Raw genomic sequence first — 26,135 nt, 5'->3', positions numbered from 1 at the left:
GTGCGTGCGGGTTCACCCAGGTGGCGGCGGGGGGCGGTCCCGGGTGTGGTCCACCGTGGGGGGCGTTCGGTGCCGGGAACGGTGCGGGGGGCGCGCCCTGGCCCCCCGTCGGTCTCGGCGCGGCGGCGGGATGCTGCGGTGTTCCGGTCTGTGGAGCCGCCTGGGGTCTGTGGTGCGCGTGCGGCGGTGGGGCGCCGTGGGGTGCCTGGAGGCCGTGGGCGTGGGCGCCCTGGGGCGCGGGGGGCGGGACCTGCTCTGGGGTGACGTGTGGTGCCGGGGAACCCTGGGGCCGGTAGCCCTGTGGGGGCCCGGATGCCGCCTGGGGGTTCTGGGGGCCTGGCGCCCGCTGGGCATGTGAGGGCGGTTGAGGTCCCTGGGGCGACTGTGCACCCCGGGGTGCCTCGGGCCCACCACTGGGAGACCCATGGGGGCCGGGAGCCTGCGGGTGCGGACCGTTCTTCGGTCCCTGGGGCGCGGGAGTCCCCGCCCGGGCTCCGGGCACGGACGCACCGGGTGCCGACCGTGCCTGGGCGGCGCCCGGAGCCGACTGGCCCTGAGGACCCCGCTCGGGTGTCGCTCGTGGTGAACCCTGCTGGTGGCCCGTCGGCGGGGGAGCGCCGGGGGAGGGCGGCTGCCCGGCGGGTGCCCGCCGACCCTGTGGGGCGCGGGGCGGACCGTGCGACGGGGACCGCGGCGCGTCCTGGGGGCCCCGCACTCCGTGACCGGGGCCGACGGGGGCGTCCGGAGCGTCCTCGGCCCGCGCGGCCCCGGGTCCGGGCGGGCTCGGCTCGGCCTCCGGAGCCCAGGGGCTCGGAGCGGGTGGAGTGACGTCGTCGCGGGACGCACCCGGGTGCCCGGGCGGTCGGTGCGGGGTCTCCCCGGGCTGACCGGCTCCGGTTCGGTTCTCCACGGGATCGTCCTCGTCTTCGCGCCAGTACGGGAACGGCATGGTCGGATTCGTACCCACGAATCCGGCAAATGCCGCAGACCTCCAGTATGGGGCTCGGGCGGGCGGCTCCCGGTCAGGCCTCCTACTGCCTCCCGGGCGGTGCGTAGCGAACCCCGAGGTCCTTCGCCATGTTCTGAAGCTCGGACTCGAAGAATGGTTCCATGTCGCGCACGACAAAACTCAGATGTTGGAACACTTCCATGCAGACCACACCGTAGAGGCGCACCCAGCACGCGGTGAGCACCATGACGGCGCCTTCGGAGATGTCCGGGGAGGTGAAGCCGACGGTGTCGGCGAAGGAGCGCAGCTCGGGGCGGAGCGCGTCCGGTACGGCCTCGTCCGGGGGGACCGGGAAGCGTTCCTCGGAGACCAGGTGGTCGAAGAGGGTGAAGAACGTGGAGCCGAAGCGGCGGCCCGCCTCCAGGGCGCGGCTGATGTCGGCCTCGGGGTCCAGTCGGGTCCTCGGTCCGAACATCACCGAGAACTCGGCCTGGTGGGTGATGGCCCAGGTGCGGAAGGCGCGCAGGGACGCCAGGATGCGCCCGTCCGTGTCCGCGGCGGGCACGTCGGCGTCCGCCGCGGCCACCACGTCGGCCAGTTCCTCGTACATGTCCGCCGTGATCGACACCAGCAGGGCGTCGATGCCGGGAACATAGCGATACAGTCCGGGCGCGGTCATGCCCATCTCGCGGGCGATCGCACGCAGGGAGACCCCGACCACCCCGAACTCGACGAGATGTCTGCGGGCGATCTCCTTGATCTCCGCGAGTGTGGCCTCGCGCACACGTTCGCGGCGGCTCAGGGTGCCCCCGGCCCGCGGCTCGCTTGTGACCGGCGGTTTCGTCATGTGCTGCGGTACACCCCGTTTCACGCGCCAGGGTCGAGGCGCTTCTCGTTCTCTCGGCGACGTTGACATCGTAATGCCTGCACGCTTAAGTGAACACCGTTAGCAAACAGTGTTCACAGATATGACGACCGTTCGCTTGAGGGGGCGGCCCATGCCGACACACACGGGGTTCTTCGGCCGACTGGGGCTCGGCGCCCACCGGGGCAGGTGGTGGATACTCGCACTCACGGGGCTCTTCGCCGCCTTCTCCGTGGTGTGGGGACTCGGCGTCTTCTCGGACGTCAGCCAGAGCGGTTTCGAGGACCCGGACTCGGAGTCCTCCCGCGCCATGGACGTGCTCCAGGAGGAACTGGGCCACGACGACGTCGACATCATCGCCGTCTACCGCAGCGACGAGATGCGTGTGGACAACCCGACGTTCGCCCAGGCGGTGCGACGAATCACCGACGCCCTGCCCGGGGACGTCGTCGCCGGGTACGACCTGTACCTGGACGAGGAGTTGTCCGACGTCGAGCGCGGCATGCTCGTCTCCGAGGACATGCACGCCACCTACGTGCCGGTCACCCTTACGGGGGACACCCACGAGGAACGGCTCCACCAGTACGAGGAGGCGGCGCGGGCCCTGGAGTCCGGCCCCCTGGAGACCCACCTGGGCGGCCCGATCGCGGTCGAGCACGAACTCTCCGAGACCGCCGAGAGCGACATCATCCGCGCCGAGCTGATCACGCTTCCGGTCCTGCTCCTGCTGCTGGTGCTGATCTTCGGCGGCCTGGTCGCCGGGCTGGTGCCGCTCGCAGTCGGAGGCCTGGCCATCCTGGGTTCGCTCACCGTGCTCCGCGCCCTCACCTCGGTCACCGAGGTGTCCGTCTTCGCCATCAACGTCGCCACCCTGCTGGGGTTGGGGCTGGCCATCGACTACGGCCTGTTCATGGTCAGCCGCTTCCGTGAGGAACTGGGACGCGGCCGCACCGTCCCCGACGCGGTCCGCCGCACCGTCGACACCGCGGGGCGGACCGTCGCGTTCTCCGGTGTCACGGTCGGTATCGCCTTCGCGGGCCTGCTGTTCTTCCCCCAGCCCATCCTCAAGTCCATCGGCTTCGGCGGAATCGCCGTGGTGGCCTTCGACCTGATCGCGGCCCTCGTGTTCCTGCCCGCGCTGATGGCGGTGGTGGGCCGCCGGATCGACCGGCTCCGGCTGCCGCTGCCCCGCCGCACCGTCACCGGCGCGGTCGACGAGCACGCCGGGGCCTGGGCGAGGTTCGCCCGCACCGTGATGCGCGGACCCGCCGTGTCCCTGGTCGCGGTCGGCTGCGTCCTGGTGGCCTTCAGCTCCGGGTTGGCCTCGACCCAGTTCGGAGCCACCGACCAGCGCTACCTGCCCGCCGACGCCTCCAGCCGGATCGGTACCGAGTCCATGGCGCGGGACTTCCCCGCCGGGCAGGTCGGCCGACTGCACGTGGCCGTCCTCGGCGAGGTCGGAGAGGACGCGCTCGACGCGTACGTGGAGCGCCTGGACGCGCTGCCCGGCACGGTCCGTACCGGTGTCGCCCGTGCCGAGGGGGACGTCGCGCACGTGGAGGTCGCCTACCAGGGCGCCACCGACGACCCCGAGGTGCAGGAGCTGGTGCGCGACGTGCGGGCCGAACCCGGCCCCGAGGGAGCCGATGAGACCCTCGTGGGCGGTGTGGCCGCCATGCAGCTGGACAACCTCGACGCGATCACGCAGGAGGCGCCGAAGACGGTGGCGTTCATCATCGGCTCCACCCTGGTCCTGCTCTTCCTCGCCTTCGGTTCCGTGGTGCTCCCGGTCAAGGCGGTGCTCATGGGCGCGCTCTCACTGGGCGCCTCGCTGGGGGTGGTGGTCTGGGGTTTCCAGGAGGGGTTCTTCTCCGGGCTCCTCGGATTCGACGCGGTCGGCACCATCGACCCCACGTACCTCGTGCTCATCACCATCGTCTCCTTCGGGTTGGCGATGGACTACGAGTTGTTCCTGCTCAGCCGGGTCAGGGAGGAGTACCTGCGCAGCGGAGACAACACCCGGTCGGTGGCACTGGGGCTCCAGCGCACGGGCCGGATCATCACCAGCGCGGCGCTGCTGCTGGGGGTGGTCCTGGTGGCCATGGGCACCTCGGGTCTGCTCTTCCTGAAGATCATCGGCATCGGGCTGGCTCTCGCCGTCCTGGTGGACGCCACCCTGGTCCGGGCGGTGATGGTGCCCGCCACCATGCGCCTGCTCGGCGACTGGAACTGGTGGCTGCCGCGTCCGCTGCGGTGGCTGCACGACAGGGTCGGCATCTCGGAGGGCGGTGACGACGAGGAGGTCGTGCCGGCGGCCGACCACGGGGAGCGGGAGCGGGTGCCCGCGGGGGTCTGAGCCCGACCTCTCCGATTCGGGCCCCGCCCGGCCGTGCGCCGGGCGGGGCCCCTCGTGTGCGGCCGCCGATCCCCTTTCGCGAATCGTATTCAAGACATACGATATGTTCGCTCTATCAATAGGGATCGGTGCACCTGACCCGGCGCCACACGCACTCTCCAGGAGAAGCCTTGGCCGCCCCACCCCTCACGACGCCCCCTGTCACACCCCCGCCCCCTCCGCTCCTGACCCGGCTCGGCCGGGCGGTGGCGCGGCTCGCCGGGCGCGTGCTGCTGCTCGCCGCCGCCGTCGGCGTCGTCTCCGCTGTCCTGGCGGCGGGCACCCTCGACCGGCTCCAGCTCAGCCGCTTCGAGAGCCCTGGCTCCGAATCCCACCGGGTCGAACAGGCCCTGGAGGAGGGGTTCGGCACGGGCAAGCACCACTTCCTGCTGCTGGTCACCGCACAGCGGGGGACCGTCGACTCCCCGGACGTCGTGGCGGCCGCCACCGCCCTCGAACGGGACCTCGCCGCCCGGGAGGGCGTCGCCGAGACCGCCTCCTACTGGTCCCGCGACAGCTCACCCGCGATGCGCTCCGACGACGGCACCCAGGCCCTGGTCACCGCCCGCATGTCGGGTACGGTCACCGAGGCCCGCACCGCGCTCGCCGACATCTCACCCGACCTCACGCGCTCCGACGACGTGATCCGGGTGGAGGTCGGCGGAGGCGACGAGATCTTCCGCCAGGCCGCGGCCCAGGCGCAGAGCGACTTCGTGCGCGCCGAGATCATCGTCCTGCCGCTGGTGTTCACCCTCCTACTGCTCCTCTACCGGAGAGTGTGGGTGGCCGCCCTCACCCTGGCCATGGGCGTGTTCTCGGTGGTCACCACCCTCGCCCTGCTGCGCGGGGCGGCCGCCCTCACCGAGGTGTCGACCTTCGCCGCCAACCTCGCCCTCGTCATGGGGATCGGCCTCGGTGTGGACTACGGCCTGTTCGTGATCACCCGGTTCCGTGAGGAGCTGGCCCGGGGGCGGGCCGTCCCCGAAGCGGTGGAGCTCGCCGTGGCCCGGGCCGGGCGCACCGTGGTGTTCAGCGGCCTCACCGTCGCCATCGCGCTCTCCAGCCTTGTCCTCTTCCCCTTCCCGTTCCTGCGGTCCTTCGCCTACGCGGGGGTCGGCGTGGTCCTGACCTCCGTCGTCGCCGCCCTGGTCGTCCTGCCCGCCGCCCTGGCACTGGTGGGCCACCGGGTGCGCCCCCGGAGGGAACCCCGGGCCGACCGGGGCTGGTGGCACACCGCCTCGCTGCGCGTGACACGGCGCCCGCTCCTGTACGGTGCCCCCGCGCTCGGCCTGGTGCTGCTGCTGGCCCTGCCCGCCCTCGGAGCCCGGATCGGGCTCCCCGACGCGCGCGTCCTTCCCGAAGGCCACTCCAGTCGTGACGTCCAGGAACAGATCGAGGCGGGGTTCTCCCAGGAGGAGATGGACGCCGTGCACGTGTTGGTCGACGCCCTGGACCCCTCGGCGGAGGAGGTCGCCGCGTACGCGGCCGCCCTCTCACGGGTGGCGGGTTCCGCCCAGGTCGACGCGCGCACCGGCACCTACCAGGACGGACGGCACACGGCCCCGCCCGGCGCGGCGGCGGAGCGCTTCGGCGCGCGCGGGGCCACCTGGTTCTCGGTGGTGCCCACGACGGCCGCGCTGGACGACGCGTCCGGGTTCGTCGACCGCCTGCGCGACGTGCCCGCGCCCGGCGACACGCGGATCGGCGGTTACCCCGCCGATCTCACCGACTTCGGCGACGCCCTCCTGGAACGGGTGCCCCTCGTGGTGGGAACCGTCCTGGCGGTCACGTTCGCGCTGTTGTTCCTCATGACGGGGAGCCTGCTGCTCCCGCTCAAGGCGATCGTGCTCAACGTGCTCAGCCTCGCGGTGATGTTCGGAGTGATCGTCTGGGTGTTCCAGGAGGGGAACCTGTCGGATGCTCTGGGCTTCACCGCCAACGGGACGCTGGAGGTGACCTTCCCGATCCTGATGTTCTGCGTGGCCTTCGGCCTGTCCATGGACTACGAGGTGTTCATGCTGGCCAGGATCAAGGAGGAGTACGACCTGTCCGGCGACACCACGACGGCGGTCGCCGCCGGACTCCAGCGCAGCGGCCCGCTCGTCACGGCCGCCGCCGTGGTGCTGGCCGCCTCCTTCGCGGTGTACGCGACCTCCAGCGTGTTCTACCTGATCATGCTCGCGGTGGGGATGGCGGCGGTGATCCTGGTCGACGCCACCCTGATCCGCGGCGTACTGGTCCCGGCCGCCATGCGCCTGGCCGGTCGCGCGAACTGGTGGGCCCCGGCGCCGCTGCGCCGTGTCCACGAGCGGTGGGGGCTGGGCCACTGACTAGGAGGTCTTGGTGACCCGGGGGTGCGCCGCCACCAGGCGGCCGGACAGTTCGTGCAGCGCGGCGCGCTCCCCGTCGTCCAGTTCGGAGAAGAACTCCCGCTCCAGCCGTTCGGCCTCCGCGCGCGCCCGTTCCAGGGCCTCCCTGGCCCTGGGGGTGGGCGTGACGATGTAGCGCCTGCGGTCGCGGGGGTTGCGCACGCGTTCGACCAGCGCGAGCCGCTCCAGTTCGTCGATGACGCCGACCATCACGTTGGGGTCGATGCCCAGGGCCCGGCTCAGTTCCCGCTGGGAGGGGTCGGCCATGGAAGCGGTGGCGGCGAGCACGTGGAACTGGCGCGGGCTGACCTCCAGCTCCTCGAAGGCGGACGCCGTGGTCGCCTGGAGGAGTTCGCCGAGCTTGATCAGTCGGAACCCGGTCAGCCCCCACAGGGGGGAGACCCACGTACTCGCCTCGTTCATGGCCGCAGTCTACGTTCGGGCCGGCCGGCCCTCAGCCCTCGAAGAGCTCGTCCACCCGGGTGAGGCGCAGGGCGCGGTCGAACCAGACGTCGAGCAGGGCCAGGTCCCGGCACCCCTCGACGCGCTCCCGCTGCTCGTCGGTGGGGGTCGCGCCCCGTGCCTCGAGGATGCGCAGGATGTCCTCGGCCCTGGCCGCGGCCGCGCCCTTGGTCAGGCCCCGCGCCTCTCCCCGCGCCTCGCCCCTTGCTTCGCCCTCGGCCCTGAGGCGCTCGGTCCACTCACTGGTGTAGGCGTAGGTCTCCGTCATCATCAACTCCTCCAGGGCCGCCTGGCCCTTGCCGCCGGAAAGCAGGTGCAGCGCGTATCCAATATACTTCGCGGCCGTTTCCCGGTCGATGTGGTCGAGGCCGCTGTGCAGGGCCGTCAGGACGTCGGGCTCCCGGGTTCCGTGGGCGGCCGCGGAGAGGACGCCCAGGGTCGGTCGTTCCCCCACATCCCCGGGGTCGGTGACCACGGGGATACCCCGGGGCCCCAGAACGATCGGGTCGAGCACGAAACCGGGGTGCCCCAGGGGGATCGGTTCGGTGTACCAGTCGGCCACTCTCTGCCGTGGGCAGATGACCAGCAGCGCCACCGGGCACTCGTGTTTGGAGCGGAGTGCGGCCACGTACTCGGGCCAGGTGAAGCGCTTGCGCTCCTTCTCGTCTCTTTGGACCTCCACGACGATGCCCATGAGCTTGCCGTGGGGGTCGTCTCCGGCGGGGCCCCGGAGCAGGATCGCGACGTCGGATCGACGCTCGACCGGGTCGACGTGTCCGAGGTCGCAGGAGGTCAGTTCACTGCGGTCGTAGTCCGGTACCTCCACTCCGAGCTCGCGCAGGAAGCCCGCCGCCATGTCGGGGGCGTCCGCGAACAGTTCGGAGTAGATCTGGTGTTCAGGGGAGATGGCCACGGATCGAACGCTACGGAGGGTTACCGACCGGTACGCGCGGTTCGGGTACAGATCCTCCGAGGGTGAACACGCGCAAGGGCCCGGCCCCCGCACGGGAGACCGGGCCCTCGGCGACCGGAGGACCTAGAACGCCTTCGGCGCGCCCTCGTGGAACGGCTTGCCGTTGACCTCGACGGACACACCGACCTTGTCCAGGTACGGGGTGATGCCACCGGTGTGGAAGGGCCAGCCCGCACCCGTGATCAGGCACAGGTCGATGTCGGCGGCCTCGGCCACGACGCCCTCGTCCAGCATGATCCGGATCTCCTTGGCCAGGGCGCGCAGGGCCCGGTCCAGGATCTCCTTCTCCTCGGAGGGGGAGTCCCCGCCCTTGAGGAGCTCCTTCACCTCGGGGTCGATGGTCAGGTCCGGGGCGAAGATCGCCGTCTTGCCCGCCCGGACCACGGCCTCCAGCTGCGGCGAGACCGCGAAGCGCTCCGGGAACGCCCCGTGCAGGGTCTCGGCGACGTGCAGACCCACCGCCGGACCGACCAGCTGGAGCAGCATGAGCGGCGACATCGGCAGGCCCAGGGGCGCGACCGCTCGGTCGGCCGCCTCGGGCTCGGTGCCCTCGCCCACGGCGCCCAGGACCTCACCCATGAACAGGGTCAGCAGGCGGTTGACGACGAACGCCGGGGCGTCCTTGCACAGCACCGAGGTCTTCTTCAGCTTCCTGGCCGTGGCGAACGCGGTGGCCAGGGAGGCGTCGTCGGTCCGGTCGCCGCGCACGATCTCCAGCAGCGGCAGGACGGCGACGGGGTTGAAGAAGTGGAAGCCCACGACCCGCTCGGGGTGCCGGAGCTTCGACGCCATCTCGGTGATGGACAGCGAGGAGGTGTTCGTGGCGAGGATCGCCTCGGGGGAGACCACGGCCTCCACCTCGGCGAACACCTGCTGCTTGACCTCCATCTTCTCGAAGACGGCCTCGATGACGAAGTCGGCGTCCGAGAAGGCGTCCTTGGTGAGGGAACCGGTGACCAGGGCCTTGAGGTGGTTGGCCTTGTCCTGGTTGACGCGCCCCTTCTTGAGGAGCTTGTCGACCTCGCCGTGGACGTAGTCCACACCCTTGTTCAGGCGGTCCTGGTCCAGGTCGGTCATGACGACCGGCACGTCCAGGCGGCGCGCGAACAGCAGGGCCAGCTGCCCGGCCATCAGACCGGCGCCGACGACGCCGACCTTGGTGACCTTGCGGGCCAACGACTTGTCCGGGGCGCCCGCGGGCCGCTTGGCCCGCTTCTGGACGAGGTCGAAGGCGTAGAGTCCGGCCTTGAGCTCGTCGCTCATGATGAGGTCGGCGAGCGCCTGGTCCTCGGCGTCGAAGCCCTCGTCACGGGTGGCGGTCTTGGCGGCGGCGACCAGCTCGACGGCGCGGGCCGGGGCCGGGGCGGCGCCGTGCAGCTTGCCCTCGACCACGAAGCGGGCCATGTTGACCGCGTTGTCCCAGGCCTCGCCCCTGTCGACCTCGGGGCGCTCCACGGTGAGGTCGCCCTTGACGACCCTCGCGGCCCAGCGCAGGGACTCCTCGACGAAGTCGGCGGGCTCGAAGATCGCGTCGGCGATCCCCATCTCGAAGACCTGCTTGCCCTTGATCATCTTGTTCTGGGCGAGCGGGTTGTCGACGATCAGCTTGAGGGCCTTCTCGGCGCCGATCAGGTTGGGCAGCAGGTAGGTGCCGCCCCAGCCGGGGACCAGGCCGAGGAACGCCTCGGGGAGGGCGAACGCGGGGACGCCCGAGGAGACGGTGCGGTAGGTGCAGTGCAGCGCCACCTCGACGCCGCCGCCCATGGCCGCGCCGTTGACCAGCGCGAAGGTGGGCACGTCCAGCTCGCCGAGCTTGCGGAAGGTGTCGTGTCCCAGCTTGCCGATGGCCTCGGCCTGCTCGCGGGTCCGGATCGCGGGGACGCCGGTGAGGTCGGCACCGACCGCGAAGATGAACGGCTTGCCGGTGACGGCCACGGCCACGATGTCGGTACGCGCCTTGGCGGCCTCGATCGCGGCGTCCAGGCTCAGCAGGCCGGCGGGGCCGAAGGTGTTGGGCTTGGTGTGGTCGTGCCCGTTGTCCAGGGTGATCAGGACAGCGGTGCCCGCGCCGTAGGGGAGCTCGACGTCACGGGAGATCGCGTTGGTGACGACCTCGTCCTTGAACAGCTCGGAGACATCACTGGGACGCATCGCGTCCTCCTTTGAGGGTGGCGGTGGGCGACGGGTGGGACTGGTCGATGGCGGTGCTCACTTGCCCCCCTCGTAGTTGGTGTTCTCCCACAGGATGGTCCCGCCCATGCCCAGGCCCACGCACATGGTGGTGATGCCGTAGCGGACGTCGGGGCGCTCGGCGAACTGGCGCGCGAGCTGCATCATGAGGCGGCCGCCGGAGGAGGCCAGCGGGTGGCCGACGGCGATGGCGCCGCCCCACGGGTTGACGCGGGTGTCGTCGTCGGCGATGCCGAAGTGCTCCAGGAAGGCGAGCACCTGGACGGCGAAGGCCTCGTTGATCTCGATGAGGCCGACGTCGTCGATGGTGATGCCCTGGCGGGCGAAGAGCTTCTCGGTGGCCGGGACCGGGCCCACGCCCATGACCTCGGGCTCCACGCCGGTGAAGGAGAAGTCGACCAGGCGCATCCTGGCGTCCAGGCCCAGCTCCTCGGCGACCTCCTCGGCCATGAGCAGGGTGCCGGTGGCGCCGTCGTTGAGACCGGCGGCGTTGCCCGGGGTGACGTTGCCGTGCGCGCGGAACGGGGTCTTGAGTCCGGCGAGCGACTCCATGGTGGTGCCGGGGCGGGGCGGCTCGTCCTGCGTGGCCAGGCCGAAGCCCTTCTCCGCGGAACGGACCAGGGTCTCGACGAGGTCGGGTTGGATCTTGCCGTCGGCGTAGGCCTTGGCGACCTTCTCCTGGCTGCGCACCGCGTAGGCGTCGGCGCGCTCCTTGGTGATGGTCGGGTACCGGTCGTGCAGGTTCTCGGCGGTGTTGCCCATGACCAGCGCGGACGGGTCGACCAGCTTCTCGGAGATGATGCGGGGGTTGGGGTCGACGCCCTCGCCCATGGGGTGGCGGCCCATGTGCTCGACGCCGCCCGCGATGACGACGTCGTAGGCGCCGAAGGCGATGCCCGCGCCCGCGGTGGTGGCGGCGGTGAGCGCGCCGGCGCACATGCGGTCGATGGAGTAACCGGGGACGCTGCGCGGCAGCCCGGCGAGGATCGCGGCGGTGCGCCCGAGGGTCAGGCCCTGGTCGCCGATCTGGGTGGTGGCGGCGATGGCGACCTCGTCGACGCGCTCCGGGGGCAGGCCCGGGTTACGGCGCATCAGTTCGCGGATGACGCGGACGATCAGGTCGTCGGCGCGCGTCTCGGCGTAGAGGCCCTTGCCTGACTTGCCGAACGGGGTGCGGACCCCATCGACAAACACGACATCGCGGGCAGTTCGCGACACGATGGCCCCTCCTTCTCCAAGCGTTGGGTGGACTGTATGCGCCCATGCTACTCGCCGGTAACAAATAGTGCGAGCGGCGGGGCCCATCACGTCCGAAGTCGGACGCGCGCCCTACTTTCGGCGCTTGTGACCGTACCGGTCGACACGGTTCCCTCAAAGGAGGTACGGCGAGAGGAACACGGGGAAGACGATGCCAGCACCGGACACGGCCCACCGCGAACTGCTCCGGCGGGCGCCCAAGGCACCGCTGCGGCGCCTGGGCGCGTACGCCCGGCCGTACTGGCGCACGCTCGTCGGCGGCGGCCTCCTCACCTTCCTCGGCGGGGCGACCGGCCTGGTCCAGCCGCTCATGGCCAAGTACGTGATCGACGCCCTGGGCGAAGGCGTCGGCGTCACCGGTCCGGTGCTCCTCCTCTTGGGGGTGGTGCTCGTCGGGGCCGTCGTCGGGGCCCTGGGCTCCTTCGTCCTCGAACGCACCGGTCAGAGTGTCGTGCTCGCCGTGCGCCGCACCCTGGTGGGCCGCCTCGTCCGCCTGCGCGTGGGCGAGCTCGACCGGCTCAGACCGGGCGACCTCGTCTCCCGCCTCACCGCCGACACCACCCTGCTGCGCTCGGTCGCCACCAGCGGCATCACCCACCTCTTCACCAGTACGGTCCTGCTGGTCGGAGGCATCGTCGTGATGGGCGTGCTCAGCCCGACACTGCTCCTGATCACTCTGGGGATGATCGTGGTGGTCGGTCTCCTCATGGGGGTGGTGCTGCCCAGGATCGGCCGTGCCACCCAGGCCGCGCAGGTCGCACTGGGAGAGATGGGCTCGCTCCTGGAGCGCGTCTTCGGAGCCTTCCGCACCGTCAAGGCCTCCTCGGCCGAACGGGCCGAGATCGACCGCCTGGACGCGGCCGCCGTGGAGGCCTGGCGCAGGGGCGTCTCCGTCGCCGGATGGACGGCGCTGTCCGGCACCCTGGCCATGCTCGCGGTCAACACCAGCTTCCTCGTGGTGCTGGGCGTGGGCGGCGGCATGGTGGCGGCGGGGACCCTGAGCGTGTCCACGCTCATCGCCTTCCTGCTGCTGCTCTTCTACCTCATGGACCCCATCACCACTCTGGTGCAGTCGGCCACCGAACTCCAGACCGGTCTGGCCGCCGTCCGCCGGATCGACGAGGTCGCCGACCTCGGTCAGGAGGACCCCGGGGCCGCCCCCGCCGGTCCACGCCCCGCCCGTCCCGCCGAACTGACCCTCACCGACGTCACCTTCCGCTACCGGCCCGACCTGGCGCCGGTACACCACGGGGTGAGCCTCGGGGCCTCCGGGCCGGGTCTGACCGCCCTGGTCGGCCCCTCGGGATCAGGGAAGACGACCGTCTTCTCCTTGGTGCAGCGCTTCTACGACGCCACCTCGGGCAGCGTGCGCCTGGACGGCAGGGACGTCCGCGACTGGCCGCTGGAGGAGCTGCGCTCCCAGATCGGCTACGTCGAACAGGACGCGCCCGTCCTGGACGGCACCCTGCGAACCAACCTCACCATGGCGGCCCCGCACGCGACCGAGGAGGAGGTGGCCGAGGTCGTGCGCACCGCCCGCCTCACCGACCTGGTCGAGCGGTTGCCCGAGGGGCTGGACCACCCGATCGGCCACCGGGGCGTGACCATCTCCGGCGGCGAGCGCCAGCGCGTGGCCATCGCCCGCGCGCTGCTCCGCCGCCCCCGCCTCCTGCTCATGGACGAGGCGACCTCGCAGCTGGACGCCGCCAACGAGGGCGCCCTCAAGGAGGCGATGCTGGCGGCGGCCCGCACGACCACCGTGATCGTGGTCGCGCACCGGCTGTCCACGGTCACCAGCGCGGAGCGGATCGTGGTCCTGGAGGCCGGGCGGGTCCGCGCGGCGGGCACCCACGCCGAACTGGTCGAGAACGACTCCCTCTACCGCGACCTGGCCGCGGGGCAGCTCCTGGCCCCGGAGCGCCCGGAGAGCCTGGAGCGTCCGGAGAGCCCGGAGCCCCCGGCCGTCTCCGTGGCGGCGACGGCGTCCGACACCCCCGCGCCGGGATCAGCCGTCGAGTGAGAGGAAGGAGGAGGCGAAGCGGTGCACGTTCAGGCGCAGGCGCTGGACGCGCTCCTCACGCGTGATGGTCTCCGCGGGCTGGATCAGCGCGGACTCACGCTTGCCCCGGACGTACAGCGGGCAGGCCAGGTCCGCGCACACGTACAGGCCCACCGTGTCGCCCTGCCTCCCCGCCCTGCCCGGCTTGGGCGCGCTGAACAGCCGCACGCCCCCGGCCGGGTGCACGGTCAGGCAGAACGAGCAGGTCATCGACTTGAAGAAGTTCGCCTTGCGGTTCCCCGTCGGCAGCCGCAGGGCGATCCCGAGCGGGTGTTCCCCGGAGTCGACCACCAGGTAGGCGCGGCCCGGCGCCTTGGGGTCGATCCAGCCGAGGAAGTCGGTGTCCTCCCAGTCCAGCGGCGGCAGGGGAGTGGGGAGGGTCAACCGTTGGGTCTCGCCCTTGGGGCAGTTGACGAACGAGGAGCGGATCTCCTCGTGGCTCAGTTCGCGCATGGCTCTCTCTGGTGGGACGGCGGGGACGACGGACGGATACTGCCAGGACACGCGGACGCGCGCGAGCCGTTTTCGCGCACGGCGGGCTCCTTCCCCCGTCGGACCCTCGCACACCCGTGACCGGCCCGGACGCGCGAGGGGGCCGGAGAACCCCGCTTGGGTTCCCGGCCCCGCCCCGTGTCGGTGCGCGCCCCGGTCAGAGCAGCGCGTTGGCCTCGCGGTGGCGCCCGGCGGCGTTGTAGGCGCCCGCCAGGTCGCGGCGCAGGCGCATGGTGAGTCGGCGCACCTCGGGGTCGCCCGAGGAGTTGAGCGCCACGCGGTAGGCCTCGCGCAGCACCTCGACCGCCTCGTCGGCGCGGCCCGCCTGCGTGTAGGCGCGGCCCAGCCGGTGGTGCACCGCGAGGGTGTCCAGGTGGCCCTTGCCCAGGCGACGGCGGCGCCCGGCCAGCACCATGCGCAGCTGGGAGACGGCCTCCTCGTAGCGGCCCGCCGTGCTCTGCGCCGCGCTCATGCCCAGCCGCAGCTCCTCACGGCGCTCGGTCGAGGCGACGTCCTCGATGGCCCGCGCGTAGTGGGCCACCGCGGCGTCCACCCGGCCGCTGCGCCGGTAGCACACGGCCAGGCGCATACGGGCCTCCACCGTGTCCTCGTCGGCCGGGCCGAACTGGCTCTCGCGCTGGCCCAGCAGGATCTCCCACTGGGAGGCGGCGTCGGCGGGGCAGCCCACGTCCTCCAGTGCCCAGGCCAGGTTCTCCCGGATGATCTCGGTGCGCGGGTGGTCCTCGCCGTACACGGCCACGGCCTCGCCCAGGGCCAACTCGAACTGCTGCACGGCGGCCTGACGGCGACCCATCTGCGCGTACTTGGTGGCCAGGTTGTTGCGGGCCGTGATGGTGTCGGGGTGCTCGGTGCCCAGACGCTCCACCAGGGACTGGAGGGTGCGCTCCAGCGACGCCGCGCGCATCCCGGCCGAGGGGGCCTTGGCGGCGGTGGCCGTGCGCTGGGGCATCGACCGCTCCCCGACGCCCTCGGCCGCCGCGCCCGCCGGAGCCGACACCTGCTGGGGCACGGCGGCGGGTTCGTCGATCCGATCCTCGGAGACGGGCATGGCGGCCTCGGTCGACTCGACCTCGGCAGAACGCGTCAACCCCGCCTCGCGTAGCAACGCACGCCAGAACGACAAGCAGACTCACCACATTTCCCTGATCACACGAGCCGGGAGCCTTGTGGGCCCACGGTTCGGTACACACCCGTTGAGGAAGCGGCCCCGAGTTCTCAGGGCACGTTTCTATAACTTAATCGGACAGCGGGCTATGGAACAGGCGTGAACCGCCCCTGTGTTGGGGTGAGTTCAGTCACGTCTGGGTTCAAAGTGGATGAAGAGGGTAGGGATCACCCTTTTTCGGCGTCCCGCAACGCTGTGGCCAGCGGTTCCGCCGTGAGACCGATCTGCCAGTTCCGCGCGCCCCTCGACCTCAGGAACTCACCCACCGAGTCCGGGTCCACGGTCGTCGGCGGGGCCCACGCCAACCTTCTGACGGCGTCCGGCAGCAGAAGGTTCTCCGTCGGCATCACGACGTCCTCGGCGATCCGCGTCACGGTCGCCCGCGCCGCCTCCAGGCGTCGCGCGGCCTCGGGCGCGCGGTCGGCCCAGCGGTTCACCGGGGGCGGCCCGTCCCCGGGGGCGTTGGGGCGCGGCAGCTCCGCCTGGGGCATGTCCCGGGCCCGGTTGATCGCCTTGATCCACGTGGTCACGTACCGGCGCGCCAACTTGATCCCGAACTGGCGGATCTTGGTCAGGTCCGTCGTACCGCGCGGCATGGTCGTCGCCGCCTCCACGATCGCCGCGTCCGGGAGCACCCTGCCCGGCGAGATGTCACGCTCCTGGGCGATGCGGTCGCGCTCGTACCAGAGCTCGCGCACGGCGGCCAGCGCACGCTGGTTGCGCACCTTGTGTATGCCGGAGGTGCGGCGCCACGGGTCGGCGCGGGGCTCCTTGGGCGGGGCGGCCAGCACGGACTCGAACTCCTCGCGGGCCCACTCCAGCTTTCCGGCCTCGGTCAGCTCCGTCTCCAACGAGTTCCGCAGCTCGATGAGGATCTCCACGTCCAGTGCGGCGTACCGGAGCCAGTCTTCGGGCAGGGGCCGCTGCGACCAGTCCACCGCCGAGTGCTCCTTGGCCAGGCGCACGTCCAGCAGGCGCTCCACCATGAACCCGAGTCCGACCCGCTGGTAGCCCAGCAGCCTCCCCGCCAGCTCCGTGTCGAACAGCCGCTGGGGGCGCAGGTGGACCTCGGTCAGGCAGGGGAGGTCCTGGTGGGCGGCGTGCAGCACCACCTCGGTGTCGCCCACGGCCTCGTTCACCCCGCTCAGGTCGGGGCAGGCGATCGGGTCGACCAGCGCCGACCCGGAACCCTCCCGACGCAACTGCACCAGGTAGGCGCGCTGCCCGTACCGGTAGCCCGAGGCGCGTTCGGCGTCCACGGCGACGGGACCCGTGCCCGCCCTCAGGGCGGCTATGACCCCGGCGAGCGCGTCCGCGTCGGAGGTGACCTCGGGCAGGCCCTCGCGCGGTTCCCGTAGGAGGGGCGCCCTCTCCGCGTCGTCGTCGGGTTCGCGGGGGTCTGTCTTGGAGTTCAACGCGTTCGCCACACCACTACGGTATGCGCTGTCGCCACCGAACGCAGATACGGGCCGTTTCGGGATCGGCGGGTGATACCGGCTCCCCGCGCCCCGGGCCGGGGCGCGGAGAGCGTCCGCGCGCGGGTCAGGGGCGTGAGCGTTGCCGTGTGATGTCGGCGACGTCGAGCGGAGGCAGCCCCGAGGCCGAGGCCAGCAGGGCCAGCCAGGCGTTCATGTGCCCGGACAGGTCCTCGGACTCCGGAGTCCACGAGGCGCGCATCTCGACCTCCGTGGTGGCACCCTCGTGCGCCTTGGTGCCGAACCCCTCGGTGGTGGCCCGGGTGACCGTTCCGCTCAGGGTGTGGTGGGTGGCGCCGTGGGCCTCCAGCGCGTCGGTGAGCCAGCTCCACGCGACCGGCCCCAGCAGGGGATCGGTCGCGATCTCCGACTCCAGTTCGGAGTTGGCCTGGCAGACCACGCGGAAGGGGCCGGGCCAGTCGCGGGTGCCCTCGGGGTCGTACAGCAGGATCAGCCGCCCCCAGGCGATCTCCTCGCCCTGGACCGCGACCTCGGCGGACACGGCGGCTGTGTGGGGAGCCAGCCGCTGGGGTGAGGGGATCTCCCGAACGGTGATCTCGGGGCGGATGAGGGGAGAGCGCAGGGCCTCGACCGCTCGCCGGAACGTCTCTTGAGCGTTCTCGGCGCTACCGACATCGGGCATGGTGGAAACGTCAGCCTTCGTTTGGTGGTGATCACGCGTCCTGGCGGGGTGCGTCGGGGACGTGCCCCGCCGATGGTGTGATGGTGGGCACGGAACCGACCGTGGCACGGCGGAACCGCGCCGGGCCGCAGTTCCCCCGGCGTGTCGGTGTTTTGTGATGATCTTGGGACCGCCCGGACGCCCGTCCCGGTCCGCTTCGCCCCGCCCGGACCGGATCGTTCCGCGGTCGCCGCCCCCCGGGTTCGGCGATCCGAGTGAGACCACCGGGACGGGCATGGCACGATTCAAGGGTGACGCTTCAAGAATCTCCCTTCCTTCGCGCCTGCCGGCGCCTCCCGGTGTCCCACACACCGGTGTGGTTCATGCGCCAGGCCGGGCGCTCCCTGCCCGAGTACCGACGGGTCCGTGCCGACGTGCCGATGCTTGAGGCGTGTGCGCGACCCGACATGATCACCGAGATCACGATGCAGCCGGTCCGCCGCTACGACGTGGACGCCGCGATCTTCTTCAGCGACATCGTGGTGCCGCTCAAGGCCATCGGCATCGACCTGGACATCAAGCCGGGCGTGGGCCCCGTGGTCGAGGAGCCGATCCGTGACGCGGGCGGGATCAAGCGCCTGCGCGAGCTCGAACCCGGCGACGTCCCGTACGTGACCGAGGCGGTCGGCCAGCTCCTGGGCGAGCTCGGCGACAAGCCGCTGATCGGCTTCGCGGGAGCCCCGTTCACGCTGGCCTCCTACCTCATCGAGGGCGGGCCGTCGAAGAACCACGAGCACACCAAGGCGCTGATGTACGGCGAGCCCGAGCTGTGGGACGAGCTCATGCGCCGCCTGGCCACCATCACCCTGGGCTTCCTGAAGGTCCAGATCGAGGCGGGGGCCAGCGCGGTCCAGCTCTTCGACTCCTGGGTCGGGGCGCTCAGCGCCGAGGACTACCGTGCCTCCGTGCTGCCCTACACCTCGTGGATCTTCGGACAGCTGACCGAGTACGAGGTGCCGCGCATCCACTTCGGCGTGGGCACCGGCGAGCTGCTGAGCCTGCTCAGCGAGGCCGGGGCCGACGTGGTGGGCGTGGACTGGCGGGTGCCCCTGGACAAGGCCGTCCAGCGGGTCCAGCCGGGCACGGCGCTCCAGGGCAACCTGGACCCGGCCACCCTCTTCGCGCCCTGGGAGGTGGTCGCCGACCGCACGCGCGACATCCTCGCCCGGGGCCGCGCCGCCGACGGCCACATCTTCAACCTCGGCCACGGCGTGCTGCCCACCACCGACCCGACCATGCTCGAACGGCTCACCGCCTTCGTGCACGAGGAGACTTCCTCTTAGGACCCCTTCGGTCGGCTCCGCACGCGCCGGGGCCCGGCACCCGTGGCGGGTGCCGGGCCCCGGCGCGTGTGCGCGGGGCGTCGGGTCACGGTCGCTCCGAGGCGTCCTGCGGCGACTCCTCCGGGCCGTCCTCCGGTGCGGCTTCCTCGGACTCCTCCCGCCCCTTCGTCTCCGGCACCGGCTCCGTCCCGCTCGTGACGGGCTCCGCCGACTCGGCTCGGCGGGCCCGGCGCCGCCCGCGCCAGACCCACAGAGGCCAGGCGCCGAGCACGGCGACCACCACGGCGAAGGGCAGCAGCCACCCCGCGGCCACGGCCAGCCCCTGCCCCAGGCCGACCAGCGCGCGCCACCCGCGTTCGAGGCCGCCCAGGAACCCGACCGAGTCCCGGACCGGTTCCTCCAGGTAGGTGGCGGGGGGTTGGAGGGTGAGGCGCACCGTCGAGAACGAGGTCTGGTTCTCCAGCACCCGCTGCCGGGCCTGGAGCGCCTCCAGCTCCTCCTGGCGGCGCTGGAGCTCACTCTCCACGCGCAGCAGGTCGTCGACGTCCTCGGCCTGCTCCAGGTAGCCGCGCAGGGTCTCCACGGCGGTCTCGGACGACGCGACCCGGCTCTCGACGTCGGCCACCTCCTCGGTGACGTCCAGCACGTTCCGGTCCAGCATGGAGCGGTCGCCCAGGGCGGCCAGCTCCTCCAACGCGTCCTCGTAGTCCTCGCTGGGCACGCGCAGGGTCAGCAGGCCCTCGGGGTGGTCGTCCCGGGGCGTGGACAGGCTCTCGGACTCCACATAGCCGCCGAGGTCCAGTGTGTGTCGCTTCGCCAGGTCGGAGGCCTCGGCGACGTCGTCGACGCGCACGGTCATGTCGGCGGTGTGGACCAGCTGTCGCTCGCCCACCTCCACTTCCGATCCGACGGAACCGCCCTCGGCCGGGTCGGTGTCGGCGGCGGCCCCCTCGGCCGAGAACTCGGCCCCCGACTCGGCGACCGCCTGCCGTTCGGGCGCGGCCGCACCGACGGAGTCCGGCACGGCACCGCTGTTGGAGGAGGCCCCGCAGGAGGCCAACAGCAGGACGGCCAACCCGGAGGCGACGGCCAGACCCGTGGTGCGCGCCCCGCGGGACGGTGTCAACGCTGAAGTGTCCATGCCGGTTCGACGTGCCCCGAGCGGGCGCCGTTTCCGCCGCCGGATAACGGGACCGCAACGGCCCCTTCGGGGCGGTCGGATCACTGTGACCCGCGGCATCTGGGAAGCTGGTGGCATGCCTGAAGCACCGCATGTCGTCGTGATCGGGGGCGGCGTCTCCGGCCTCACCGCCGCGCACCGCCTCAACGGCCGGGGGGTCGCCACCACGGTGGTGGAGGCCGCCGACGCCCCGGGGGGCAAGCTCCGGGCCTCACCCGTGGCCGGAGTGTCGGTCGACGCCGGTGCCGAGGCGGTGCTCGCCCGCCGTCCCGAGGCCCTGGACCTGTTCACCGAGCTCGGCCTCGACGACCGTGTGGTGCACCCCGGTTCCGGAGGCGCGGCCATCTACAGCCGCGGGCGGGTTCGCCCGCTGCCCAAGGGCCAGCTCATGGGCGTGCCCGGCGACCTGGGCGCGCTGGCCCGCAGCGGGGTCCTCTCCCCGGCCGGGACGCTGCGCGCCGCCCTCGACCTGGTGTGGCCGCGCACCCCGGTGCGCTCCGACGTGCCGGTGGCCGCCTACGTCGGAGCCCGGATGGGGCGCCAGGTGGTGGACCGGCTGGTCGAACCCCTCCTGGGGGGCGTCTACGCGGGAAGGGCCGACGAACTCTCCCTGGACTCGACGCTGCCGCAGATCGCCCCCATGGCCCGGCGGGACCGCTCCCTGATGAGCGCCGTGCGCACGAGTCTGCGGGGTCGCGGAGCCGCCCCCACCAGCTCCGGGCCGGTCTTCGCCTCCCTGCGCGGCGGGGTCGCCTCCCTCGTGGACGCCCTCGCGGCGCGCCAGGAGGACCTGCGCACGGGGACCCGGGCCCACTCCCTCGAGCGGCTCCCCTCGGGCTGGAGAGTGCGCCTGGAGGGCGCGGACGACGCTTCCAGGGGGGAGGCGATCGACTGCGACGCGGTCCTGCTGGCCTGCCCCGCCGCCGAGGCCGCCCGCCTGCTCGCCGACACCGCGCCCGACGCCACCCGGGAGCTGCGCCGGATCGAGTACGCCAGCATGGCGCTGGTGACCCTCGCCCTGCCCGCCTCCGCCTTCTCCCGACCGCTCACCGGAACCGGATTCCTGGTACCGGCGGGGGAGGGGCTCACCATCAAGGCCGCCACGTTCTCCAGCAACAAGTGGCCCTGGCTGGCCCGTGAGCTGGATAGGGTCAACCCGGGGGAGGACCTTCTGGTCCTGCGCTGCTCCATCGGCCGGTTCGGCGACACGGGGGCGCTGAGCCGCTCCGACGACGACCTGGCCGCGACCGCGCTCGCCGACCTGGCGCACGTCACCGGCGTGCGCGGGACTCCGGTGGAGACCAGGGTGACGCGGTGGGCCGACGGCCTGCCGCAGTACGCGGTCGGCCACGCCGACCGGGTCGAACGCCTCCGCGCCGACGTGCGGCGCCATCCCGGGCTGGGCGTGTGCGGCGCCGCCTACGGGGGCGTGGGCATCCCCGCGTGCGTCGCCGACGCGGGCCGCGAGGCCGCACGCCTGGCCGACACCCTCACCGACCACAGCCGTACCAGCGGCGGCGACCAGAGCGCCGCCGGAACGAACCAGCAAGGAGTCAACCCGTGACGGGGCAGCAGAACCAGGCCGTCGCCCAGGACGGCACCGACCTCAACCAACTCATCCGCTACACCATGTGGTCGGTCTTCCGGGTCGACGACCTGGAGGGCGTGGACCGGGCCTCGGCCGCCGAGGAGCTCCAGGGCCTGCTCGACAAGGCCGAGGAGCAGGGCGTGACCACACGGGGCAGCTACGACGTCCAGGGCTTCCGGGCCGACGCCGACCTCATGTTCTGGTGGGTCGCCGACACCCCCGAACAGCTCCAGGGCGTCTACTCCGACTTCCGGCGCACCCGGGTCGGCCGCGCCAGCACGCCGGTGTGGTCGGTCATGGGCCTGCACCGCCCGGCCGAGTTCAACCGGGGCCACGTGCCCGCCTTCCTGGCGGGGGAGGAGCCGCGGGACAACGTCTGCGTGTACCCGTTCGTGCGCTCCTACGAGTGGTACCTGCTGCCCGACGACGAGCGCCGCGCCATGCTCGCCGAGCACGGCCGTATGGCGGCCCCGTACCCGGACGTGCGGGCCAACACGGTCTCCTCGTTCGGCCTGAACGACTACGAGTGGCTGCTGGCCTTCGAGGCCGACGAGCTGTACCGCATCGTGGACCTCATGCGTCACCTGCGCGGTGCCAAGGCCCGCCTGCACACCCGTGAGGAACTGCCCTTCTACACCGGGCGGCGCAAGAGCGTGGCCGAGCTGGTCGCCTCCCTGCCGTAGGCGGTGCCGAGGACGAGGACGGCCCCCGCACCGATCGGTGGGGGGCCGTCCTCGTCCTCCTGGGAGGGCTACTCGGCGTGCGGAGCGGGCGGCGGCACCGCGCGGCGGGTGGCGACCACGTAGAAGGGCAGCGAGACGATGGTGAGCAGGACCAGGGCGCTCATGAGGTAGATCAGCGCCTCACCGGCGGGCAGGCCCAGACCCCAGGCGGCGATGAAGGCCACGCCCGTGGCGAGCATGCCCAGCACCGCGTAGACACGCCTGCCGCGCGGCTTGGGGTACTCCATCCGGCTGACCATCAGCCAGGAGACGAGGAGTACGGCCCCGGCCCCGGCCAGCAGCGGCGGGTCCAGCAGCACGATCGTCACCACGGCCATGGCGCCGAACGGGCACGGCAGCCCGGTGAAGTAGTTCGCGTCGGGGGCCTGGCACGAGAACCGCGCCAGCCGGACGATCACGGCGAGCAGCACAGCGCCGCCCGCCACCACCGGCAGCAGCCCGGAGCCGCCCGAGACGGTGCCCCACACCACGAAGAAGAACGCCGGGGCGAACCCGAAGCTGATCACGTCGGCGAGGTTGTCCAGTTCGGCGCCCATACCGCTGCCGCCCAGCTTGCGGGCGACCCTGCCGTCGAGGACGTCGAGGGTGGCCGCGACCATCAACAGCCCCACGGCCGTGGCCATCGCGGACTTCGGCAGGGGACCGGCCGCGCCGCCCGCCACGTGCGCGGCCTGCGCCGTGGCCAGCGCCCACACCGCGAGGAACCCGCACAGGGCGTTGCCCAGCGTCAGGTAGTCGGCGACCCCGAGGCGGAGCCGGGGCGCCTCTCCGGGAGTGTCGGAGGCGGTCCGCGCGGCGGGGACGGCCTCAGTCGGCGTCAAGACGGGTTTCTCCGGCGCGGACCTTCTGGCCGACCTCCACCGCCGGGGCGATCCCACGCGGAAGGTAGACGTCGACGCGTGACCCGAACCGGATGAGGCCGATCCTCTCGCCTTGCTCGACCTTCTGCCCCGCAGCGAGATACGGGACGATACGCCGGACCATCGCGCCGGCGATTTGAACGACCGTGATCTCACCGATCTCGGTTTCAAGGGTCCAGATGACGCGCTCATTACGCTCGCTGTCCTTGTCGAAGGCGGGGCGGAAGCCCCCGGGGCGGTGCTCGACGCCGGTCACGACTCCGGCGAGGGGGGCACGGTTGACGTGCACGTTGAGGGGGTTCATGAACACCGCGACCCTGATGCGCCCGTCGGGCTGGGGGTCGAGGCTCTGGACGACGCCGTCGGCCGCGGACAGCACCCGACCGGTCGCCGGACCACGGTTGGGGTCCCGGAAGAACCAGGTCATACCCGCGGCCAGGGCGACCACCGGTACGGCGGCGACGGCCCCGACCCGGGATCGACGGGCGAGCAGGGCGGCGGCTCCCGCCGCACCGAGCGCCGGGACCAGCCAGGGGGCCGAACCCTGGGCCATGCCCAGGCGTGGCCTGGCCGGGGGCCGAGGGGAGACGGAGGAGGTGGGTGAGTCGTCGGTCATCGAGAGCTTTCGTCGCGGGTCGGTCGGTCGCCCGCACATCGGGTACCGCTGTGAGGGGTGAACCCGGCGGTGGCCGGGTTCGCGTGTGCGCGGTCACCGGGTGGGGCCCGCCGCGCGCGCCCTCCGGTCGACTTCTGGCCGAACGTCGGTGCGCTGGTGAGATTATCGCCGATCCCGAGGCAACGGGGATCGGTCCGGCTCGGGACCTGGTCCGTCCCGGTGGGAGGGAGGGCCCTTCACCAGGATGCCATGTCGACTATTCCGAGGGCTCCAGGGTGAGGGCGACGGAGTTGATGCAGTACCGGGCGTCCGTGGGGGTGGCATACCCCTCCCCTCGGAAGACGTGACCCAGGTGGGAGTGGCAGGTGGCGCATCGCACCTCGGTGCGCACCATTCCGAGCGAGGCGTCCTCGTGCAGGGTCACGGCGTCGGAGTCGGCCGGGTCGAAGAAGCTCGGCCACCCGCAGTGGGAGTCGAACTTCTCGTCGGAGCGGAAGAGCACGCTCCCGCACCCCCGGCAGCGGTAGACACCGGTGGTCGTGGTGTCGACGTAGGCGCCGGTCCAGGCGCGCTCGGTGCCCGACAGGCGGAGCACGGCGTACTCCTGCTCGTCGAGGCGCTCGCGCCACTCCTGATCGGTTCGGGGAAAGTCGCGGGACTCCCCGCCGTTGGTGTCCGGTGCCTGGTCCGATGCGTCAGCCATGGTGACGACGCTACCCGGAAACGCGCTCCGGTGCTGCCACGGGACACGGAGTGAAGAAATCGGACCTTCGTCACGCATGCCAACGCACAAGGTAAATCATCCTTAAGCGCCACATACCCCTAACTTCACCTTCCATGACGTTCGGTGTCCGAGCGCACGGGTACGGGCTCATGGAGGGGTCAGCGATCGAGGTGCACTGGGGCAGGTGACATGGCTGTTACGGCTGAACGGGCACTCGGAGTGAACAGACGACCTCTGCGCGTGGGCAGGATGCGTTACGGCCTGTGGTGGCTGAGCCAGGCCACCGCGGGCACCCGGTCGAGGGCGAGGACCGTCGGGGACGGTGCCGCCGCGGTGGGTCGGGAGCTGCTCTGGGCCGCCGAGCTCAGTCTGCGGTCCACCGTCGCCGGGATCGAGTACGCGCGTCCGGAACCCTGGGGGGACCGCAAGCTGTTCGGGCTGGTGACGGCGATCGCCGTCGGCGCCCTGGCGGTGGCGGTCGTGTTGGGCATGGGCATGGCGCAGTGGGCGATGACGTCGTCCAACGCCATGTTCTTCGCGGCGGCGGGCGCCGTCGCCGTGGGACTCGCCCTCCTCCCGTTGTCGTACCTGGTCTTCGCCTCGCGTCGGGGCCGTCCCCGGAACACGTCCGAAGGGCAGGGGCGGGAAGCCGAACGCGACCGCCCGCACGGGCACGGGGAGTTCGGGGAGGCCTCGGAGGGGCCCGCCGTCCGCGTGGTGCGTCCGAGGGTGGAGGGCCAGTTCACGGAGGTTCCGGGTGAGGTGACCAGCGCGCGGAGTTCGGATGCGGGCGTGCCGAGGTAGCGACCGGCGGGGCCAGGCCGGTCCGTCGGCGGAGGAGGGGTGCCCGGACGGGCACCCCTCTCGTCGTTTCCGGCCGGAGACGAGGAGAGGGCCCGGGCCGGTCGAGGGCCCCCGGTCAGGCGTCGAAGTCGTACTGCAGCACGTACGCCGCACCGTCCATGGTGATCTCGTTGAACTCCACGGGCCGGTGTCCGGCGGTCAGCGCGGTGCGCGCGACCTCCAGGACGGGCGTCCCCGGACCCAGGGCCAGCTCCACCGCCTCCTCGGGGGTGGGCATGCGCACGCGGATCTCCTCGGTGAAGTGGGCCGGGGCGTGGCCGAGCTCCGCGAGCCGCGCGTAGACGCCCCCGGGGCCGGTGTCGTCGGCGCGGATGCGCAGGGCGGCGGGGGAGTCCTCCCGCCCCGCCCACAGGTGCGGGGACAGGTGGGAGACGGCGCTCTGCACCGGTTGGCCGTCCACGAGGTAGCGCCGGGAACGCCGCACCACCGTGGAGCCGGCTGTCAGGCCGAGGGCCCGCAGGACGTGGTCCCCGGGGGTCACCTCGTCCACGACCAGGCCCTCCACCTCGTACCCGCGCGTGTCGCCGTCGGTCTGCCAGATGGCCCGTCCGGCTCCCCACAGCTCCTTGGACAGGCGCCGGGCCCCGTGGCGGCGCAGCGGTCGGAACGCCCGCACGTAGACGCCCGACCCGCGCACGGCCACCGCCAGGCCCTCGTTGATGAGGACGGACAGGGCCTGCCGGGCGGTCGCCCGGGCGACCCCGTGTCGCTCCATGAGGGTGTTCTCCCCGGGCAGGCGGTCGCCGTCGGCGTACCGTCCGGAGCGGATCTGTCCCCGTAGCTCCTCGGCTATCTCCCGGTAGACGGGAGGGGACCCGTTTTCGGACGTCGGCACCACGTTCATCCTCTCGCCCAGGGGACCACACCGGTGAGCCCCGCCGATGCGGTGTGTCCATTCGCAGCGCCTTCCGTGGAAGGCACAC

At 72.1% G+C, this 26,135-nt stretch carries 20 protein-coding genes and 1 pseudogene; 7 read left to right on the top strand and 14 right to left on the bottom strand.

Annotated features, from left to right (window positions below; translation table 11 throughout):
• Nucleotides 1-1,031: 1,031 nt before the first annotated feature.
• On the bottom strand, nt 1,032-1,796 hold the full coding sequence (locus ABZ635_RS14780) for a TetR/AcrR family transcriptional regulator (RefSeq protein ID WP_357764409.1): 765 nt from the start codon (nt 1,794-1,796) through the stop codon (nt 1,032-1,034).
• 151 nt (nt 1,797-1,947) lie between these two features.
• Between ABZ635_RS14780 and ABZ635_RS14775 the strand changes: the two genes are divergently transcribed.
• Nucleotides 1,948-4,170, top strand: a complete 2,223-nt coding sequence (locus ABZ635_RS14775) for an MMPL family transporter (protein WP_357764406.1) — start codon at nt 1,948-1,950, stop codon at nt 4,168-4,170.
• 170 nt (nt 4,171-4,340) lie between these two features.
• Nucleotides 4,341-6,539, top strand: coding sequence for an MMPL family transporter (locus tag ABZ635_RS14770; RefSeq protein ID WP_357764403.1), 2,199 nt, complete (start codon nt 4,341-4,343; stop codon nt 6,537-6,539).
• On the opposite strand, the gene ABZ635_RS14765 is transcribed toward ABZ635_RS14770, so the two are convergent.
• The 4 genes from ABZ635_RS14765 to ABZ635_RS14750 form a co-directional block, all read right to left on the bottom strand.
• The gene (locus ABZ635_RS14765; RefSeq protein WP_357764400.1) at nt 6,540-7,001 is read right to left on the bottom strand and encodes a MarR family transcriptional regulator; all 462 of its coding nucleotides are present in this window, start codon (nt 6,999-7,001) and stop codon (nt 6,540-6,542) included. It lies immediately after the preceding gene.
• A gap of 31 nt (nt 7,002-7,032) precedes the next feature.
• Nucleotides 7,033-7,953 carry a hypothetical protein gene (locus ABZ635_RS14760; RefSeq protein WP_357764398.1) on the bottom strand — a complete coding sequence of 307 codons (921 nt, stop codon included), beginning with the start codon at nt 7,951-7,953 and terminating at the stop codon, nt 7,033-7,035.
• A gap of 123 nt (nt 7,954-8,076) precedes the next feature.
• A complete protein-coding gene (locus ABZ635_RS14755) occupies nt 8,077-10,164 on the bottom strand; it encodes a 3-hydroxyacyl-CoA dehydrogenase NAD-binding domain-containing protein (RefSeq protein WP_357764395.1) in 2,088 nt (695 codons plus the stop codon).
• Between the two features lie 57 nt (nt 10,165-10,221).
• On the bottom strand, nt 10,222-11,397 hold the full coding sequence (locus ABZ635_RS14750; protein WP_357764473.1) for an acetyl-CoA C-acyltransferase: 1,176 nt from the start codon (nt 11,395-11,397) through the stop codon (nt 10,222-10,224).
• 214 nt (nt 11,398-11,611) lie between these two features.
• Between ABZ635_RS14750 and ABZ635_RS14745 the strand changes: the two genes are divergently transcribed.
• A complete protein-coding gene (locus tag ABZ635_RS14745) occupies nt 11,612-13,480 on the top strand; it encodes an ABC transporter ATP-binding protein (RefSeq protein ID WP_357764393.1) in 1,869 nt (622 codons plus the stop codon).
• Here the strand turns inward: ABZ635_RS14745 and ABZ635_RS14740 are convergent.
• The 4 genes from ABZ635_RS14740 to ABZ635_RS14725 form a co-directional block, all read right to left on the bottom strand.
• A complete protein-coding gene (locus tag ABZ635_RS14740; protein WP_357764390.1) occupies nt 13,466-13,972 on the bottom strand; it encodes an FBP domain-containing protein in 507 nt (168 codons plus the stop codon). The genes ABZ635_RS14745 and ABZ635_RS14740 overlap by 15 nt on opposite strands.
• A 196-nt stretch (nt 13,973-14,168) precedes the next feature.
• Nucleotides 14,169-15,155 (bottom strand): tetratricopeptide repeat protein, encoded by a 987-nt coding sequence (locus ABZ635_RS14735; RefSeq protein ID WP_357764387.1) that lies wholly within the window; start codon nt 15,153-15,155, stop codon nt 14,169-14,171.
• Nucleotides 15,156-15,364: 209 nt separating this feature from the next.
• Nucleotides 15,365-16,612 carry a ribonuclease D gene (locus ABZ635_RS14730; RefSeq protein WP_357764470.1) on the bottom strand — a complete coding sequence of 416 codons (1,248 nt, stop codon included), beginning with the start codon at nt 16,610-16,612 and terminating at the stop codon, nt 15,365-15,367.
• A 127-nt stretch (nt 16,613-16,739) separates the two neighbouring features.
• Nucleotides 16,740-17,315: a DUF3000 domain-containing protein gene (locus ABZ635_RS14725; RefSeq protein ID WP_357764384.1), complete on the bottom strand. Its 576-nt coding sequence runs from the start codon at nt 17,313-17,315 to the stop codon at nt 16,740-16,742.
• A 290-nt stretch (nt 17,316-17,605) separates the two neighbouring features.
• Here ABZ635_RS14725 and hemE point away from each other — a divergent pair, with 290 nt between their 5' ends.
• Complete coding sequence (hemE, locus tag ABZ635_RS14720) at nt 17,606-18,637, top strand: uroporphyrinogen decarboxylase (RefSeq protein ID WP_357764381.1); 1,032 nt, start codon at nt 17,606-17,608, stop codon at nt 18,635-18,637.
• Nucleotides 18,638-18,722: 85 nt separating this feature from the next.
• Here the strand turns inward: hemE and ABZ635_RS14715 are convergent, their stop codons facing one another.
• Entirely contained in the window at nt 18,723-19,778 is a 1,056-nt protein-coding gene (locus ABZ635_RS14715; protein ID WP_357764378.1) for a DUF4349 domain-containing protein, read from the bottom strand.
• Nucleotides 19,779-19,893: 115 nt separating this feature from the next.
• Here ABZ635_RS14715 and hemG point away from each other — a divergent pair, with 115 nt between their 5' ends.
• Nucleotides 19,894-21,381, top strand: coding sequence for a protoporphyrinogen oxidase (hemG, locus tag ABZ635_RS14710; protein ID WP_357764376.1), 1,488 nt, complete (start codon nt 19,894-19,896; stop codon nt 21,379-21,381).
• Nucleotides 21,378-22,088 carry a hydrogen peroxide-dependent heme synthase gene (hemQ, locus tag ABZ635_RS14705; RefSeq protein ID WP_357764373.1) on the top strand — a complete coding sequence of 237 codons (711 nt, stop codon included), beginning with the start codon at nt 21,378-21,380 and terminating at the stop codon, nt 22,086-22,088. Before hemG ends, hemQ begins: the two co-directional genes overlap by 4 nt.
• 68 nt (nt 22,089-22,156) lie before the next feature.
• Here the strand turns inward: hemQ and ABZ635_RS14700 are convergent, their stop codons facing one another.
• From ABZ635_RS14700 to msrB, 3 genes are all read right to left on the bottom strand, one after another.
• Nucleotides 22,157-22,969 carry a CDP-alcohol phosphatidyltransferase family protein gene (locus tag ABZ635_RS14700; protein ID WP_357764371.1) on the bottom strand — a complete coding sequence of 271 codons (813 nt, stop codon included), beginning with the start codon at nt 22,967-22,969 and terminating at the stop codon, nt 22,157-22,159.
• The gene (locus ABZ635_RS14695) at nt 22,956-23,624 is read right to left on the bottom strand and encodes a phosphatidylserine decarboxylase (protein WP_357764368.1); all 669 of its coding nucleotides are present in this window, start codon (nt 23,622-23,624) and stop codon (nt 22,956-22,958) included. The genes ABZ635_RS14700 and ABZ635_RS14695 overlap by 14 nt, the downstream gene beginning before the upstream one ends.
• Before the next feature lie 256 nt (nt 23,625-23,880).
• Nucleotides 23,881-24,327, bottom strand: a complete 447-nt coding sequence (gene msrB / locus ABZ635_RS14690) for a peptide-methionine (R)-S-oxide reductase MsrB (protein WP_357764365.1) — start codon at nt 24,325-24,327, stop codon at nt 23,881-23,883.
• A gap of 261 nt (nt 24,328-24,588) precedes the next feature.
• Between msrB and ABZ635_RS14685 the strand changes: the two are divergent.
• Nucleotides 24,589-24,963: pseudogene (locus tag ABZ635_RS14685) on the top strand (hypothetical protein); the annotation flags it as partial.
• 304 nt (nt 24,964-25,267) lie between these two features.
• Here the strand turns inward: ABZ635_RS14685 and ABZ635_RS14680 are convergent.
• The gene (locus ABZ635_RS14680) at nt 25,268-26,056 is read right to left on the bottom strand and encodes a GntR family transcriptional regulator (protein ID WP_357764362.1); all 789 of its coding nucleotides are present in this window, start codon (nt 26,054-26,056) and stop codon (nt 25,268-25,270) included.
• Nucleotides 26,057-26,135: the final 79 nt, after the last annotated feature.

The organism is Nocardiopsis sp. NPDC007018 (assembly GCF_040635075.1).
Taxonomy (GTDB): domain Bacteria; phylum Actinomycetota; class Actinomycetes; order Streptosporangiales; family Streptosporangiaceae; genus Nocardiopsis.
This window is presented reverse-complemented; position numbering and strand designations above follow the sequence as displayed.

Bases quoted from the DNA above. Each gene is read 5' to 3' on its own strand.
- ABZ635_RS14780 (WP_357764409.1), bottom strand. From the start codon at position 1,796: ATGACGAAACCGCCGGTCACAAGCGAGCCGCGGGCCGGGGGCACCCTG.
- ABZ635_RS14775 (WP_357764406.1), top strand. From the start codon at position 1,948: ATGCCGACACACACGGGGTTCTTCGGCCGACTGGGGCTCGGCGCCCAC.
- ABZ635_RS14765 (WP_357764400.1), bottom strand. From the start codon at position 7,001: ATGAACGAGGCGAGTACGTGGGTCTCCCCCCTGTGGGGGCTGACCGGG.
- ABZ635_RS14755 (WP_357764395.1), bottom strand. From the start codon at position 10,164: ATGCGTCCCAGTGATGTCTCCGAGCTGTTCAAGGACGAGGTCGTCACC.
- ABZ635_RS14745 (WP_357764393.1), top strand. From the start codon at position 11,612: ATGCCAGCACCGGACACGGCCCACCGCGAACTGCTCCGGCGGGCGCCC.
- ABZ635_RS14740 (WP_357764390.1), bottom strand. From the start codon at position 13,972: ATGCGCGAACTGAGCCACGAGGAGATCCGCTCCTCGTTCGTCAACTGC.
- ABZ635_RS14725 (WP_357764384.1), bottom strand. From the start codon at position 17,315: ATGCCCGATGTCGGTAGCGCCGAGAACGCTCAAGAGACGTTCCGGCGA.
- ABZ635_RS14715 (WP_357764378.1), bottom strand. From the start codon at position 19,778: ATGGACACTTCAGCGTTGACACCGTCCCGCGGGGCGCGCACCACGGGT.
- hemG (WP_357764376.1), top strand. From the start codon at position 19,894: ATGCCTGAAGCACCGCATGTCGTCGTGATCGGGGGCGGCGTCTCCGGC.
- ABZ635_RS14695 (WP_357764368.1), bottom strand. From the start codon at position 23,624: ATGACCGACGACTCACCCACCTCCTCCGTCTCCCCTCGGCCCCCGGCC.
- msrB (WP_357764365.1), bottom strand. From the start codon at position 24,327: ATGGCTGACGCATCGGACCAGGCACCGGACACCAACGGCGGGGAGTCC.
- ABZ635_RS14680 (WP_357764362.1), bottom strand. From the start codon at position 26,056: ATGAACGTGGTGCCGACGTCCGAAAACGGGTCCCCTCCCGTCTACCGG.